The sequence below is a fragment of the Streptomyces sp. NPDC001507 genome, from assembly GCF_042894765.1.
GTDB lineage: Bacteria > Actinomycetota > Actinomycetes > Streptomycetales > Streptomycetaceae > Streptomyces.
This window is the reverse complement of record NZ_JBIAVV010000020.1, coordinates 37886-52814: the sequence shown is the minus strand read 5'-3', so window position 1 is coordinate 52814 and position 14929 is coordinate 37886. Positions and strand designations below refer to the sequence as shown.

General features: G+C 69.2%; 13 protein-coding genes. 5 read left to right on the top strand and 8 right to left on the bottom strand.

Annotated elements, in window-relative coordinates; translation table 11 throughout:
* Nucleotides 1–95: 95 nt before the first annotated feature.
* A complete protein-coding gene (locus ACFY0K_RS44005; RefSeq protein ID WP_390644659.1) occupies nt 96–1415 on the bottom strand; it encodes a hypothetical protein in 1320 nt (439 codons plus the stop codon).
* A gap of 426 nt (nt 1416–1841) precedes the next feature.
* Here ACFY0K_RS44005 and ACFY0K_RS44000 point away from each other — a divergent pair, with 426 nt between their 5' ends.
* The gene (locus ACFY0K_RS44000) at nt 1842–2357 is read left to right on the top strand and encodes a TIGR00725 family protein (RefSeq protein ID WP_390644658.1); all 516 of its coding nucleotides are present in this window, start codon (nt 1842–1844) and stop codon (nt 2355–2357) included.
* The gene (locus tag ACFY0K_RS43995; RefSeq protein ID WP_390644657.1) at nt 2354–2851 is read left to right on the top strand and encodes a hypothetical protein; all 498 of its coding nucleotides are present in this window, start codon (nt 2354–2356) and stop codon (nt 2849–2851) included. The genes ACFY0K_RS44000 and ACFY0K_RS43995 overlap by 4 nt, the downstream gene beginning before the upstream one ends.
* Nucleotides 2852–3186: 335 nt before the next feature.
* On the opposite strand, the gene ACFY0K_RS43990 is transcribed toward ACFY0K_RS43995, so the two are convergent.
* The 4 genes from ACFY0K_RS43990 to ACFY0K_RS43975 form a co-directional block, all read right to left on the bottom strand.
* Entirely contained in the window at nt 3187–4656 is a 1470-nt protein-coding gene (locus ACFY0K_RS43990) for a UvrD-helicase domain-containing protein (RefSeq protein WP_390644656.1), read from the bottom strand.
* Nucleotides 4653–5135, bottom strand: a complete 483-nt coding sequence (locus ACFY0K_RS43985) for a hypothetical protein (protein WP_390644655.1) — start codon at nt 5133–5135, stop codon at nt 4653–4655. The genes ACFY0K_RS43990 and ACFY0K_RS43985 overlap by 4 nt, the downstream gene beginning before the upstream one ends.
* 88 nt (nt 5136–5223) lie before the next feature.
* Nucleotides 5224–5913: a DUF6083 domain-containing protein gene (locus ACFY0K_RS43980; protein ID WP_390644654.1), complete on the bottom strand. Its 690-nt coding sequence runs from the start codon at nt 5911–5913 to the stop codon at nt 5224–5226.
* 247 nt (nt 5914–6160) lie between these two features.
* Nucleotides 6161–6424: a helix-turn-helix transcriptional regulator gene (locus ACFY0K_RS43975; RefSeq protein WP_390644653.1), complete on the bottom strand. Its 264-nt coding sequence runs from the start codon at nt 6422–6424 to the stop codon at nt 6161–6163.
* 177 nt (nt 6425–6601) lie between these two features.
* On the opposite strand from ACFY0K_RS43975, the gene ACFY0K_RS43970 reads away from it, so the two are divergent.
* Nucleotides 6602–7654, top strand: a complete 1053-nt coding sequence (locus ACFY0K_RS43970) for a hypothetical protein (protein ID WP_390644652.1) — start codon at nt 6602–6604, stop codon at nt 7652–7654.
* A 175-nt stretch (nt 7655–7829) separates the two neighbouring features.
* Entirely contained in the window at nt 7830–8423 is a 594-nt protein-coding gene (locus ACFY0K_RS43965) for a hypothetical protein (RefSeq protein WP_390644651.1), read from the top strand.
* A 113-nt stretch (nt 8424–8536) separates the two neighbouring features.
* On the opposite strand, the gene ACFY0K_RS43960 is transcribed toward ACFY0K_RS43965, so the two are convergent.
* The 3 genes from ACFY0K_RS43960 to ACFY0K_RS43950 all read right to left on the bottom strand — a co-directional run bounded on the left by ACFY0K_RS43960 (nt 8537) and on the right by ACFY0K_RS43950 (nt 12566).
* A complete protein-coding gene (locus ACFY0K_RS43960) occupies nt 8537–9508 on the bottom strand; it encodes a hypothetical protein (protein ID WP_390644650.1) in 972 nt (323 codons plus the stop codon).
* Between the two features lie 137 nt (nt 9509–9645).
* Nucleotides 9646–10215 carry a hypothetical protein gene (locus tag ACFY0K_RS43955; protein ID WP_390644649.1) on the bottom strand — a complete coding sequence of 190 codons (570 nt, stop codon included), beginning with the start codon at nt 10213–10215 and terminating at the stop codon, nt 9646–9648.
* Between the two features lie 137 nt (nt 10216–10352).
* Nucleotides 10353–12566, bottom strand: a complete 2214-nt coding sequence (locus tag ACFY0K_RS43950; protein WP_390644648.1) for a DUF262 domain-containing protein — start codon at nt 12564–12566, stop codon at nt 10353–10355.
* A gap of 267 nt (nt 12567–12833) precedes the next feature.
* Here ACFY0K_RS43950 and ACFY0K_RS43945 point away from each other — a divergent pair, with 267 nt between their 5' ends.
* The gene (locus tag ACFY0K_RS43945; RefSeq protein ID WP_390644647.1) at nt 12834–14708 is read left to right on the top strand and encodes a WD40 repeat domain-containing protein; all 1875 of its coding nucleotides are present in this window, start codon (nt 12834–12836) and stop codon (nt 14706–14708) included.
* Nucleotides 14709–14929 lie beyond the last annotated feature (221 nt).

Genomic DNA, 14929 nt, shown 5'->3' with positions numbered 1-14929 from the left:
GCGGCCGGTGGTGGCCGCGGCCACGGCAGGACCGGTTCGGTCGGCCGCGCGGGGCTGCAGGCGGGCCGCAGGCCGGGCAAGAGGGTGCGGGTCTGCTATCGGCGGAAGCCCCGTCGCGGATCGCGGGCCGCGCCGTTGCCGAAGGGCTCAAACCAGGAGTCCACACGGAGGTCTCCCGCTCCCAGGCGCTGGTTCGCCGGGTTGTCGGGCTCCTCGATCCCGGCAAGGGATGCGTCGAAGAGCATCAGAACATCGTGGTCTTGGAAGAGGAGGTCGGAGCAGCCATCCCAGCTGTAGTCGTCCTCGTGCCGGGGCAGGATGTGATGTTCATCGTCTGCGGGCCGGTCCTCGAGGTAGGTGGGGGCGTCTTCGATGGCCAGGTGGAGGGCCATTTCCTCGGCGGTGCAGGTGGGTTCGGGCCAGCGGCCCTTGTCCAGGTCGTCGGCGAGGTCGTCGAAGGCCCTGGCCATGCGCCGACGCCAGCGGTGATCAGCGGACCGGGTCAGCGGCGGGAGGCGGTCGAAGACGGCCCAGCCGGTGGAGTGAGCGTCCGGCAGGTATTGATCGCCCAGCCTGTCGGCGTCGTCGAAGGCATGGTCTGCGAGCACCGACAGGGCCGTGCTCAGCAGGTCAGCCGTGCGGGGCGTCAGCTGCCATCCGCAGGCCTCGCAGTCTTCCGACTCGCCGGCACAGTCGCACTCGCGGATCGGGAACAGCGCCGCGTAGTTCGCTGTCTGCGTCTTGGCAGCGGGACGGCTACGCTCGTAGCGCAGCCGCCATCCGTGGTGGAACCGGATCGTAACCGGGGACGGGTTCCAGTCCGCGAGTTCGTCCCCGTCCTCGGAGCTGAGGACTTCGGCGACGCTCTGGTCCTCCAGGGTTCGCGCGCCGGGGACATTCAAATCGTCGGTGAGCGTCATGACGGCGCCGACGAGATCACGCGGGTCGTCGTCTCCCAACTCGGTCGCCAGCAAGGGCTCCCACCCGCGATCGGTCGCGGCCCGGATCAAGGCGTCCTCGTCGGTGACGTGGAACTCGTAGAGGCGGGCGATCCTCACGACCTTCCCCGGCAGGTCTGCGAGCCGCGGGTGGCTGGTCAGCTCGAACGGCACGGACGCGGTCTCCTGCGCGGCGTCGGATTCGAGGTCCTCTGGGTCGGCGACTTCGTAGAGCACCCCTGGGCCGGTCGGCCAGGTCCCGCTCGCGGCGTGGGTGACGGCCTGGCGCAGCGAGCCGGCAGGCGCGTCGGGCATGACGGCGGTCAATGCCCGCAGTTCGTCGTCGGCGCACGTGGCCTCGCGCCTGGCCAGGACACGGCGCAGGATGTCGACGGCCTCGTACGCGTGGTCGGGTTCCTTGCAGGTCAGGACGGCGGTCAGGGAACGGGGGGCGTGATCGTGGTCGAGTAGGGCCATCACGCGGCTCTTGCTGGGGGTGTGCTCGCACAGGAAGTCGACGGCCCGGGCCGTACGGGGCAATGCGGTCATCGCGAAGTCTCCACATGGCATGTCCCGTGCGCGGCCCGGCCGGCAGGCGTGCTGTGCACGGAAATGGACACCCGCTGGTCGACGCGGTACGAGCGCATCCCCGGGCGGTGGCAAGGAAGTTGATGGGATCGGCTGGTGCCGTCGCTGCGAACGAAGGCCCGGGCCTGACCGCGCAACACCGTACCCCAGTCGGCGCTGACTCATCCGCCGGTTTGGCAGACCCAAGACCTACGGCTTGGTGGGCCACGGCCGCATGCGTGGCGCGGGCGAGGCGTGGGTACGTCTGCCCAGACCCATCGCTGCTTCAGCGTCCCCGCGACATGCACAGCGCACCGTGCGGCATTGGAGAGGTGCATGGCCGATCCCCTCCCCCCTGTCCCCCCGTACATTGCCGTGGTCGGGCCCGGCGCCGCCACCAGTTACGAGGCGTCCCTGGCCCGACAGGTGGGGAACCTGCTGGCAGAGCACGGTGCGGTCGTCGTGTGCGGAGGCCTCGGCGGCGTGATGGAGGCATGCGCCGAGGGCGTCAGTGCCGCCGGCGGTGTCGTAGTGGGTGTCCTTCCCGGCGGTGACCGTACCTTGGGCAACCGGTACCTCACACATGTCCTGGCAACCGGGCTCGGCGAGCTGCGCAACGGGGTCCTGGTCAACAGCTGCGACGCGCTCATCGCCGTGGGCGGCAGCTGGGGCGCCCTCAGCGAGATAGCCCTGGCCCTGCATGCCGGAAAGCTGGTCGTCTCACTGCACGGCTGGGATCTTCCCGCGCAGTCCGCCGCATCGCCGGAAGCAGGGCTGTTCATCGAAGTGTCCACGGCCGTGGAAGCCGTCCAGGCCGTCATGCAGCCTGTCTCGCAGGGCGGTGCCGGATGACGGCGCCCGACCCCGTGAATCCACCTGCCCTCGCTCCGCTTCCTGAGTTGTGGAAGGCCTACGAACTCGCCCAACAGCACTACGATGCGGACCTGGAACTGCACTCCAGCCGCATGAACCTCTTTCTGGTAGTCCAAAGCGCCCTGGTGGCCTTCGTCGCGGGTCAGCGCAGCACCGTCGACCGGCACTGGCTGGCCTTCTTCGGCATGACCCTGTGCGCAGGCTGGCTGCTGGTAGCCGTCAGTTCCTACCAGTGGATCAAGACGTGGCGCACCCACATGTCCAGCCTCGGACAACAGATCAAAGACATCAGCGGTGTGGCTCCCTCAAGCCTGCTGTTCGACCGCACCCACCGCCACAACGCCGTCGCACCGACCAGGATCTTCCCACGCTGCCTGGAATGGTTCTCCTGGCACATACGCCCCACGCTCATCACCTGCTGTCTCCCCGCCCTGTTTCTCGGCGGCTGGATCTACCTCAGCTGTACCGCTTGAACCCGGCGCATCCGTCACTCGCTCCGACAGGCCGATGCACGCTGGGCTCTCCGGGGCATCGAGAAGCGCCCGCCCGGCAGGCCGCCCGCTCAGTGACCGCCGCGATCACCGATCAGCCCCAACCAGGAGCACCACCGCGTGGCCCAGCTGTTCGAGGCCGCCAAGCGGTCCTTCCTCAGCCAGCCTCGCCGACCTCGTACCCGTGACCGATCCCGTCGCCTGACATAGTCATCCACCAACTGCCATTACTTTCCGGTGTCACCCGGCAGTGCCGTCGGACACGACTCAGGACCCGCAAGACGCACCGGACGCGATAGCTGACGCCGGGTTGTTGTTTAGGAGCCGCGGGTGCCTTCGGGGTGATCGTGGATCCAGGACAGGCCGCCCAGATCGAGGCGTTGGCGGGTGCGGGTGACGGCTACATAGGCCAGGCGGGCTTCGGCGTCGTCGATGGGATCGGGTGCCGGCGCGGGGCCTGTCTGTTCGTCGGGCGGGTTGTCCTTGGGACGGGCGAAGTCGTCCGCGATGAGCACGCGGGGCCATTCACGTCCTTTCGCCTTGTGGGCGGTGGAGACGGTGACTTGGGCGTGCGGCTCGGGGGCAAGGTGGGCGACGGCGGCGAGGATGGCCTCGGTGCCGTGGGTGTCGACGAGGTTGACCAGGGGCTGCAGGTCGCGGCCGGCCGGGTCGTGGGCGGCGTAATCCTGCAGATCGCCCCATGTGGGGAAGAGGATGAGTTCGGGGTGTTGCGTGCGGCGGCCTTCCTTCAGGTCGCGGGCTGCGAGGGCCAGGGCCTGCAGGCTGCCCCCTCCCCCGGCCAGGGCAACCCGGTAGCCGGCTTCCATGAGGGTCATGACGTGGGCCATGGCGCCGACGTTGGTGCGGCACAGCACGGCGTCCGGCTGGGTGACGGGGCCGAGTTCGGTGGGCACGGCGGGGGTGCCGGTGAGGCGGATGGGGGCGTCGGCGAGGTGCAGCCAGCGGTTCGCCTCGGCGGCGAGGGCGGGGCCGAAGCGGAAGGACTGGGACAGGATCAGGTGGGTGCCGTCGAAGCCGGTCATGACGTCTTTGGCGCCGCGCCAGTGGTAGATGGCCTGGGCGGAGTCGCCGACCATGACCAGTTGGGTGTGCTCGCGCTGGTTGAGGAAGATCTGTTCGACGACGGGGTTGGTGTCCTGGGCCTCGTCCAACAGCAGGAAGTCGGCCTGGACGCGGGGCCGGGCAAGGGCCCAGATCTTGAGGTAGTGGTCGTGGTCGAAGCGGACGGCGCCTTCGTCCGGATGCTGCAGGTCAGCCCAGGCTTTGCGGGCGAACGGCACGATGTGGGCGGCGAGTTCGGCGTGCAGGTCGGGATCGTCCAGACCGCGCAGGCGGGGTACATGGTGGCGGGTGATGGCCTCGTCCGCAGTGTGGCAGAAGTGGGCGACGGTGCGCAGGGCGGCGTTGGACAGGGCCCGTTGGGAGATCTCGCGGTCGCCGATGCGGACGGCTTTGGCCAGGCCGAGGGCCTGACCGGTCTGCCAGGCCGGGCGGCGGGGTGCGTTCAGACGGCGGGTGTAGCGGTGGCCGACGGCCGCGTAGGCGAGGGCGTGGGCGGTCTTGCACTGCACGGTGTTGGGGAAGCGGGCGCGGGCGTCCTGGGCGATGACCCGGTTGTAGGCAAGGTAGCGGCCGCGGCGGGTAGTGGCGCGGGCGAGCAGGGCGAGGGTGGTGGTCTTACCGGTGCCCGCGCCGGCCTGCAGGGCGAGGTGGTCGCCGGCGTGGAAGGCATCGGCGGCGGCGGTCTGTTCGTCGGTGGGTTTCATGGGGTGGGGCTTTCGGGGAGTCGGGTGAGCGCCCGGCCGACGGCGGACAGCAGGTAGCCGGGGCTGGTGTGGGCGAGGAGTTGGCGTACCTCGCGGTGGAGGCGGTCGGTTTCCTGGTCGGCGTGTTCGGCCAGGGCCCGGTGCAGGGCCAGTTCCACGAAGCGTTCGGGTGTCTGTGCGGCGCGCCGGGCTTGGGCGGTGAGGGCGGCGTGTACGGCGGATGGCAAGGCGACGTTGAGCAGCACGTGGTGGTCGGCGTCCGGGTAGTGCATGGTGATCACGTCGATGGGCAGCCGGTCCCCGAGTCGGTGGCGCAGCCGGCGGAGGGCCCGGCGGGGGGTCTTGGCGGGCAGGAGTGCCATGAGGCGGGTGGCGTCGTGGTTGGCGGCGAGCGGGAGCAGGCGGGCGGCGTGGAGCAGGGCTGCCGAGGAGAGGGGGCGGGTGAGGGTGATTTCCAGAGCGTGGTGCGGCATGGTCATCCCTGCCGGCGCCGGTCGGCCGCGGGGTGCGGCAGGCGGGTGTGGACGTGGGCTGCGTGCCGGAACGGGTCGAAGATCTGCCAGGTGGTCAGAGTGAGGTCGGCGGCGGCGCTGAGGGCGGCATGGTTGGGGCAGCGTTGGGTGCGCCAGCGGCGCGCTGTTCGGCGTGGGGCAGGAAACCGAGGTCGTAGACGGCCATCAGGCTGTCGGGGAGGAGTGGTTGGTGGTGGCGGCGTGGGCCCGTGGGCAGCAGTCGCCAGGTTCCGGCCGGGCTGTCGGGGTGCAGGACGGGCTGGGGGCACCGCTGCCGGTGGCGGGTCTGGGCCACGCAGCGGATGTGCTCGAAGGTGGCGCCGGAGAGGTAGCGGTCCAGCAGCATGCTCACGACCGGACGGGCGGGGTGGCCGGTGATGGCTGGCGGCGTGTCGGTCGGGAGGGGGGTGAGGTGGCCGGTGTCGATCAGACGGCGGGTGCGGACCGCGAGTTGGCGGCGCAGCTCGTTCATGTATGGACTGGTCTGGCAGTGGGGGGTGAGGGCCGGGCAGAGGGCGGCGTGCGGGATGCGGCACCAGTCACTGCCGTCGTCGTGAGGGTGGGCGATGCCACTGCTGAGGTGCCAGCGGCAGGTCGCCGGGACGCTGTGGGTGGTGAGTTCGGTGGGGTGAAGGGCGATGGGCCGCTGGTCGGGGCGCGGATAGATGTCGATGCGGTGGCCGCAGCTGCGGCAGATGCCGCTGTGGCCGTGGCGCAGCAGACGGCTCGGGCCCTCTGCGGCCACGTGGAGACAGCGGCGTGGATGCGTAGTGCGTGGACTGCCGTCCCAGTGGCGGCCGGTGGGGGTGTAGTTGAGGCACATGGCGGGGACCGTGCCAGGCCGCATTCAGCGGTGGGGCACGTGGCGGCTGTGGTGTCCCCCGGACGGCCCCACCTGCTCGAACAGGTGAGCTGACGAACCGTCACATGTTCTAGCGCGGTTCACCGTTCGGGTGATTTTGCGGCACCGTTCTCGGCGAGGAGACGCGCGGTCAGGCGTGCGGCGTGCCGGGCGGGGTGTGGTTGTCACAGAGGGCGCCGAGGAGTTCCCCGATGGGGACGTCGAGGGCGTGCGCGAGGGCGTGCCAGGTGGTGATGTTGCCAGCGCCGCGGCCGTGTTCGAGGTCAATGACGGTGCGCCGGGCCAGGCCGCTGCGATCAGCGAGTTCGTCGAAGGTCCAGCCGCGGTCGTTCCTCAGACGCGCCAGCGTTACGCGCAGGGCGGTGAGGTCGGGATCGGGCTGGAAGATCGACACTCGACTATCCGACGGTCCCGCCACCCGCCCTGTCAGTGCGAATTTCTGCACTTTCGGTTTCTGCGAGAGAGTGCCGCTGACGGTTTGGGAATCTGCCCGTCTGTGCGTCCGGCCGGGTGCCTTTCCCCGGTACGCACCGGCCACGGCGGCAGTGAACGACAGGAGGGCAACCCGCCGATGAGGCTTGCCGGTGGGCACGTCGCGGTGCGGCGTATCTGGACGGTGCAACTGCGTTCCCGGGCAGGCACGCCACGCCTTGTCTGCACACGCTGCACCCCACACGCGGCGCCCCTCGGGGCGGCGTCCGCGCGGTCCGCCGCCCTGGCGCATCTGGCCTGTCACGCCCGCACCGATGTGCTGCCCGGGCACCTGCGGATCTGCCAGTGCCGGGAACGCGGGTGCTCGTGGCATCCGCGTCACCGCGGCTGCGCCGGCCCCGTTCTGCTCGCTCTCACCCGCGACCACAGCGGCCGCACCTGGCGGCTGGCCGACGTCTGCGCCGCCTGCGCGGCCGCGACCAGCCACACCGCCATCGTGCCGGACACGGTCCTCGGCCCCCGCCGGCCACGGCTGTCCAACTGCCCGCCGTCCCCCACGCCCGTAAAGCCCCGCTCGGCATCCGAGGAGCCGCTGCGGGTACGGGAGATGCTCACCTACCTGGCCACCGCACTGCCCCGGTTCACCTCCCCCGGCGCCCGGCTTCTCGCTCTGCAGTGCGCCCTGCGCGCAGACACCCACGGGCGCCTGCGGGTACCGCACGGCCTCCTGCGGGCCATGCGGCTGCGCGGACACACAGAACTGTGGCAGGAGTTGGCCCAGGCCCACTGGCTCCATCTGCCCGACCTCAAATCAGCGCCGATTCAGGTGCAGCTGCGTGATGTCACGCTCCTGGACCACGTTCCCGGCCGCCGTACCCGCTGCCACGCCGCCCACTGGGCCCTTCACCCCGCACCATTGGCCGCGCCGGCCACCGCACCGCCGGCCGTGCGACTGACCGCGCTCGTGCTGGCCGCTCACACCTCCGCCCATGACCGCCGCGGAGTCGACCTGGACGTCCTTGCCCGCCTGTGCGGCCACTCCCCCCAGCAGACAGGAGAACTGCTCGACCGGCTGGTGGCCGGCCGCACCCTGTCGGCCTGGCACCATCAGCGGGACACCGACGAAGTGCACTGGCAGCCGGCGTCGCATCACCAGCGCCTCCTCGGCTCCGCCAAGAGCTCTGCGCACTGAGGGATGAGTCTGCCGGGTCTCAGCGGCAACCGAGAACAACGCAGGTGCCATGCGTAGTATCGCTACACAGAACTGTGCGGCGGTAACTGCTACTGCTCTCACAGCAACAAGCGGAAAAGCATCCGCAGACGCCACGCACTCGCTGACCGCGGTGCCCAGAAAGGGTGTGAGCGCCATGTCCGAAACCACCGACCTGACCTCGCAGTACAGCGCGCAGGTGACCGGCGACCTTGAACGCAACCTCAAGGAGCAAGAACGCCTCAGCGGTGAAATCGAAGCGCTTCAGGCGCAGTTGGCTGCTCTGCGGCACGACCACACCGTTCTGGTGAATATCCAGCAAGCCCTCGGCGTCTCCGGGACGACCGCTGCGCCTGAACCCGTCGCGACAGTGCCGGCCGCCCGCCAGCAGGCAGCAGGCGCATCGGGCACGGCCAAGAAGTCCCCCGCGGAAGGGAAGCGAACTGGCAAGAAGGCCGCGAAGGCGGCGGCCGCACCGTCAGCATCGCCGACGCTTGTCGACCTCGTGCGTGAACACCTGGCGGGCCAGAACGAACCCCGCTCCGCTGCCGAAATCGCCACCGCACTGGGTCAGCAACACCCCGAGCGCACCATCAAGACCACCGTCGTGCGCACCACGCTCGAAGGGCTCATGGCCAAGAGCCGGGCCCAGCGCACCAAACAGGGCTCCTCTGTCTTCTACACGGCGGCCGACGCGACGCAGCCAGCATCCGCCGAGACCGAAAGCCAGCCCGAACCGGCCAATCCCTGACCCGGTCCATCAATGCCCATCCGCTGCCCGGCCCCTTTGATGCAGGGGGCGCCTGAACGGAAGGCAAGGGAAGCCGACGAAACACGGTGCGCGGGTGTGCCGGAATACGAAGATCAAATCCCCTGTGAGGCCGACACGATGTCTGCGCCTGCGCTTCGGATGAGTCTATCCGGACTGCGCCCGGACGGAAGCTCTGTGCCTGCCGCATCCTGCCCGCTGAACCCTTCGCACGAATGCAGGCAGCGCAAGCACCGCAGAGGCTGGCCGTTCGGCTCCTGTCCCAGGCTGTGCGCGAGCTCCTGCACATCGAATTCGATCTTCGTGAATCGGGCCAGGGGGTCTCTCGGCCGAGACACCATGCTTACTTCGTGGATCTGTCCCTCGGCCATGACTGGGCGGGGGTAGGCAAGAACGCTTTGGCCGTCCGTATGAGGACAGCTGCGGCGCCCGCATGCGTTGCAGGTGCCTTCCGGGGTGTGGCGGACAATAAGTGGGTACCGGGTGTCGAGCAGGTGCTCACATTCATCGAGGTCATTCCCGCACAGGGAGCACAGCCGTATCGCGGTGAAGCCGATGGACAGGCCCGATCTGCGGTGCATCAAAGACAGGGGGCAGGTGTCCCAGTAGCTGTCCTCGCTGTACTCGATGTCGCAGCCAAAGATGCCTCCGACCAGTGCGGCGACGTGATGTGAATGCTGATGCGCCAGCTCGGCGAGGTCGGTGTCCTCCAGAAAGTTGAAGGCATCGACGGCCCGGGCCAGCGATGTCCGCGCCCAGTCCTCAAGTTCGGGCCACAGTCGGGAGGACGCCTGCGTAAGGGGCGGCATCTGCAGGGCCCGTGCCATCCCCTGATACCGGCGGTGCTCGGTTCCGGCGGCCCGCAGTGACACCGGCCCCGCGAGGGTGACCTGGGGGCGCGTGAACCGGTTGATGCCTCGCCGCAGCCGGCGCTCGGCCTGAGACCACACTCGTGTGAGGTACAGCTGCTGCGCCTTCATGGTGCGAAGTCCGCGCCGGTCAATGGCTTCGGTGGTGGCCTCCCACGACGGGAGCTGCGACAGGGACAGGCCCCAGGTCTGGGACATGCTGCGACAGCACTGCCCGTACAGGCGCATGGACTGCCTCAGACTCGCGATTCCTTCCTGTCGCATCATCGCCTGGCGGCCTGGCCCCCCGGCGGGTGGCAGGGGCACGCCAGTGCGGATGAGACGTCCGGCGAATCTCATGCGGGAGGGTCCGCCTCCCCGGTGGCATCCGGAGCCGCGGGAGGCAGTGCCGTGGGGCCGGGAGCGGACAGGGCGTTGCGGAAAAGGCCTTCGATGTCGGCGGCCCGGCCGCTGACCTCCAGACCGCGGATGACGATCTCATCCCCGTTCCGTGTCACCTCAGCGGCCTTGACGGTCACGGGGGCGGAGTCGACCTGCTGCGGTGTGCATCCGCCGCCGAGGGCGGAGCGGGCCCGGTGCCACACGAGCCGGGCGATGCTCTTGACGACCTCAGTGCTGAGGTCGCCCGCGACAGCAACGGCGATCACGGCCACCACATCGATGGCCCCGTACTCGCTGAGATAGCGCCTGTCTTCCCGCGGCAGGGCGAAGTCGACGTCCAGGCCCTGATGCCTCATCGTCTTGACCAGGCCGGCCACGTCGTCCCGGTAGATGCCGACGCCGTCGAGGGTCGTGTCCGGGAGCAGGAACAGGCGGCTGCCCGCGGGGGCGGCCAGCACCTGCCCGGGCAGGTCCGGGACATCCCAGGATGTAATCGCGTTCTCGGGCGCGGGGGTATCAGCCATCGGCCGTTCGTGCTCCCGTCGTTGCCAGCCGGTTTTGCCACGAGGGTAGCGACCGGTGCGGGCCGGTGAATGCGGTTGACTTCCTGCCCGCCCGCAAAGAAGGGGACGGCAGCCGGCTTCGGCGATGCCGGGAGGGGTTAGAGGGCGCCGGAGGCCACCGCGCGATCGCGCAGGGTGCGCAGGCTGATGCGGACTCCTTCCTCGTCTTCGATGTGCCATTCGTTCATGCCCTGGCAGGTTTTGGTGCCGCGGGCGACAGCGCCGGCTTCGTCGACCCGGCCGTAGGGGGTGCCGCCGGTCGCGGTGAGGATGATGCCGCCGTCTTCATCGATGGTGGCCCAGTGATCGGTGGAGCGGTAGGTGAGCACGATCCGTGTGCCGGCGATGAGGATCTGGGCGGCGACCATGCGGGCGACGTCAGTGCGGCGGCGCCCGACCACCGGCCGGCGCTGCGTGGCGGCCTGGCGGGGCCGGGCCGGCGGCTGAGTGCCGTCTTCTGGCTCGCAGGCTGGGGTGATGGGCAGGCCGAGGCGCTCAGGGTTCCAGATGTGTTCGAACAGGCCCAGATACAGCTCCTGGCGGGTCTGGACGACGGAGGTCATCGTCTCCCGGGGGCCGAACGGCCTGAGGACCTTGTCGAGCTTGTGGGTCTTGATGAACTCGCGCAGCAGCGGGTTTCGCTGGTCGTAGCCGGGGGCGATGATGCCCAGCAGGACGTTGCTGCGGGCGTAGTAGGCGGCCTTGTCGTGCAGGGGCAGGTCGTTGATGGATGAGTTCTCGCGGCCCATCAGCAGGCCCAGACCGCCCAGTTGGTTGCGGCGGCTGCGGAAGACGACGGGGTCAGGTATTTCCTCCTTCACGCGGTGGTGATGGTTGGCCCACAGGTGCTCGATGTGGAACCGATCCCCGTCTAGGTAGGCGAGCACGTCGTGGGGGCGCTGGCAGGCCTCTTCGACGTAGGCGGTGGCCCGGGCCAGCAGATAGCGGATCTGGTGGGCGTTGTTGCCGCGCAGCCCGAGCGTGACCGCGTCGCGGATCGAGCCCGGATCCTGGGTGAGGAGGTCGCCGAGCGCGGCGGCGACGTCGGCCACGGTGCGGCACCTGCGCAGGACCGGGACAAGCGTGTCGTGGGCAAGGGCGTCTGCGTCGGCGGACTGCACGGGCAGGTCCTGCAGGACCCTCAGGGCGTACCAGCGGTCCACGTAGTCGGCGACGAGGCGGCCTTTGTCCTTGGCGTCAGAGGGCCGGTCGTCGGGGTCGATGGCGGCGAGGATGGCGACGGCCTGGCAGGTGAGTCCGTTGCGTTCGTTGAAGAGCACCGTCTCCAGGCGGTCGCCGCCTGTCTTGAGCGCGCGGCCGGCGGCCAGGAAGGGCCGAAAGAGTCTGGCCGACTTCAGCAGGTCCTGCACGAAGTTCAGAAAGTTGTCGGGGCGTTCGGGTACCAGGCGCAGGTGGGCGGCGTTCTGGCGGACCCATACGTTGAGGTTGCTGTCGATCTGCCGGCGGTCCTCCTGCTGGCCCTCGCGTGCGCAGCGGGCCAGCAGGAAGGCCTTGATGAAGCGGGATGCGGCTGCATGGTCTTCCCGGTCGGTGGCCAGTTCCCGCAGCATCTCGTGCCATTGGGTGTTCAGTTGGTCCTCGTTCGCTCCGACGTGGGAGAGCAGGTGGCTCTTGAGGAGGTCCACGGCGGTGAGGCGGGCGCCGCGGTCGTTCATCGTCTCGAACATCCGGTAGCCGTGGTCGGCACTGGCCGCGCGGATCCCGACCAGGATCACCCGGTCCAGCAGCCACTCGGTGAACCGGGTCAGGTTTTCTGCGTCGAGTTCTTCCGCGAGCTGAGATTCGATCTGTCGGCTGCGCGCCCACAGATTGCGGCGGGAGAGCGAATCCCCCACGCCTGTTTCGTAGGTGCGGGCGTCGGCGACCGCGCGCAGGACGGGTTCGTGATCGGTGATGCCGAGCGAGAAGTGCTCTCCGTCAGTCGTGATCACCCGGTTGAGCCGGTCGACGGCCCGGGTGTCCGCGCGCTCCTGTGCCGCCAGCCGCAGCTGCAGGAAGAGCAGGTGCAGCGTGACGAAGCGCTGCTGCCCGTCGACCAGATAGCGCCGGTTCCTGGAGGGCTCGTAGTAGACGAACGGCCCCAGGAAGTATTGCGGTGCGGTGTGCGGCCGACGCAGGTAGGACGGGTTGGCGGACCAGTTCCTGAACGATCCGCACAGATCCCGCAGCAGCGTGCGGACTTCGTCCTCGCCCCAGGTGTAGTCGCGCTGGTAGTAGTCGATCTCGTAGGTCACGTCACGGAACAGTTCCTTCAGGCTGAAGCCCTGGGACCTGATCTCGTCCGAACCCATGACACCACTCCCCACCTGCCCGGTTGTCTGCTCATGTTCCCAACTCCCCCAGGTTGCGTACAGACAGCGTGCACGCGGAGAGGCCACGGGTGGACGATGCGGTCCGCTCACACCGGGGCGCTGCCGGTTGACCGCTGCTCGGCGCCGCGGCCATAAGGGGGTCGCCGGCCCTCTGAAGGAACCGTCTGTTCGAACTGGCGGGCAAAACGGTGGCGGTGGAGAACCTGCCGAGCGGTCAATGGCATTCTTCCCCTCGTCGCCGCCCCTGTGCTGACTCCGACAGCCGTCGGCTGGCAGCCGGGCGGCAATGTCGTGGGATTCCTCCCCGGGCATGTGCGCGGACTATGCACGTGGAACACCGAGGACGGACGCGGGCTGATCGCGGCGGGCGCCCGCGACGGCATCGGGGTCTGGGACAGCAGCGGACAACGGCTGGTTCAGATCTCCTGCGCCACCGTGTCGGACCTGGCCGTCCTGGCAGGAAACAGCGGCCGGACCTTCCTTGCCGCCGCCACCGTCGAGGGTGCAGGCGTCTTCGACCCTCTGTCAGGGCAGCAGCTGGCCTGGCTGTCCCTGGCCCGCGCCCGCGAGGTACGCGTGCTGCGCGAGGGTTTCGACCGTTGGCTGCTGGCGGTTTGCACGCGGCGGGAGATAGTGACTTGGGCGCCGTCGGAGCAGACACACAGGCGTGTGCAGCTGCCCGACGCACGCCTCGACCTCACCAGAGGCTGCTGGGTCGGGGACACGGCTGGGGCGAGCTGGAGACTGCTGGAGCAGTCCAGTAACAAGCCGGTCCTGTTCAACCCGCTCACCCTGCAAACCCTGCCCGTCGCTCTGAGACCCACCACCGTGCGTTCGTTGACGGCCGTTACCGGCCCGTCAGGCTGCGACGTCCTTGCTGTGGTCCGCAAAACCCAGCACGTCGATCTGCTCGACCCGTTCTCCGGTGAACTGGTTGCTCGCCGTTTCACCCCGGGCGGCAAGGCGCTGCCCGTTCCCCTGCCGAACGGTGCCACCCTTTTGGGAGTCTGGGACAACCACACGATCACCGTGTGGGACACCGCGGCCGAGCGACCCGACCGGACATCCCGGTTCTTGGCCCGTACCGTCTCGCGGGTGGCGGGCGTGCGCACACCCGATGGCCCTCTGGCCCTGGTCGCCGCCAGCGACGAAGGCATCCTCCTGCACAGGACGGGGCAGACCCGCAGTCTCCCGGACGTTGCCGTACCGGCTGTCACCAAAGCCGGCCTGAAGGTTGCGCAGACGCCAGACGGCAGAGAACTGGTCGCGGCTTGCCTGCCCGCGCACGTGGTTCTCCTGGATCCAACCACCCACCGTCCGCTCTTCGGTTGGGGCCTACGGGGTCCGGTCGGCATCATGGAGGCGGTTCCCGGCCAGGCCGAGATTCCCTCCGTCGTCTTCACCCAGCGCGGTGGCGCCTATCGGCGCAGCCGTGTAATCCAGTGGAATCCGTCGTCCGACACCGTCGAGGACCTCGGGAACGGGCACGACTACCACACGAGTATCACGGTGCAACTGCCGGACGGGCGGACCTGTCTGGTCCTGGGGCACGACCTGGGGGTCGACACACTCTCCCTGCAGGCGAGGCAGAGACAGTTCATCCCTTTGAGCAAGTACGTTCCCGTCACCCACCTGCTGGCGCTGCCCTCTCACCCAGATCAGTGTCTCGTCGCCGGCCTGGGCCGGGGGAAGATCACCGTGTGGGACCTCGTCACCGGGCAGAGTGTGCAGGAGGCCCGCCCGCTGGCGCCCACCGCGGTGGTACGCGCCGCCTGCCTCCTTCCGCTGTCCTCGGGCACCACGGCGGTGGCTATCGCCACCTCCCGGGGAGTCAGGCTGTGGAACCCGGACGGCTGGAACGAGATCCGCCGCTTTGAGGTTCCCCCCGTCCACGACATGCTTGCCCTCGCGCAGGGCAGCGGCTCGGCGCTGCTGGCCGCCGGGACCGCCAGCGGCCTGAGCCTGTGGGACCCCCGGACGGGACGGCTGGTCCGCTCCCTGATCACAGCAGCACCTGTCACCAGCATCGTGCATACCACCTCGGGCGGTCACCGGCTACACATCGGCGGCCCCGCCGGGCTCGCTGCGCTCACGTGGTCAGCACAGGCACCGCTGTATTGACGTGGCTACTGCCCTCCCTCGTCGGAGGGGACGAGCTGATGGATGGGTCGCCGCCGAGGCCCAATCGCTCGGCGTAGACGTTACATTCCAGGTCTCCTGCCTGGCGTCGCGCCCTGTTGAGGCACCAGTCGGACGGAGGAACCAACCGTTACCAGTCGGAGGTGAGTTACTGGGCGGTCGGGATCGTCAAGATCAATTTTGGTAATCCGAGCCTCGGGGTG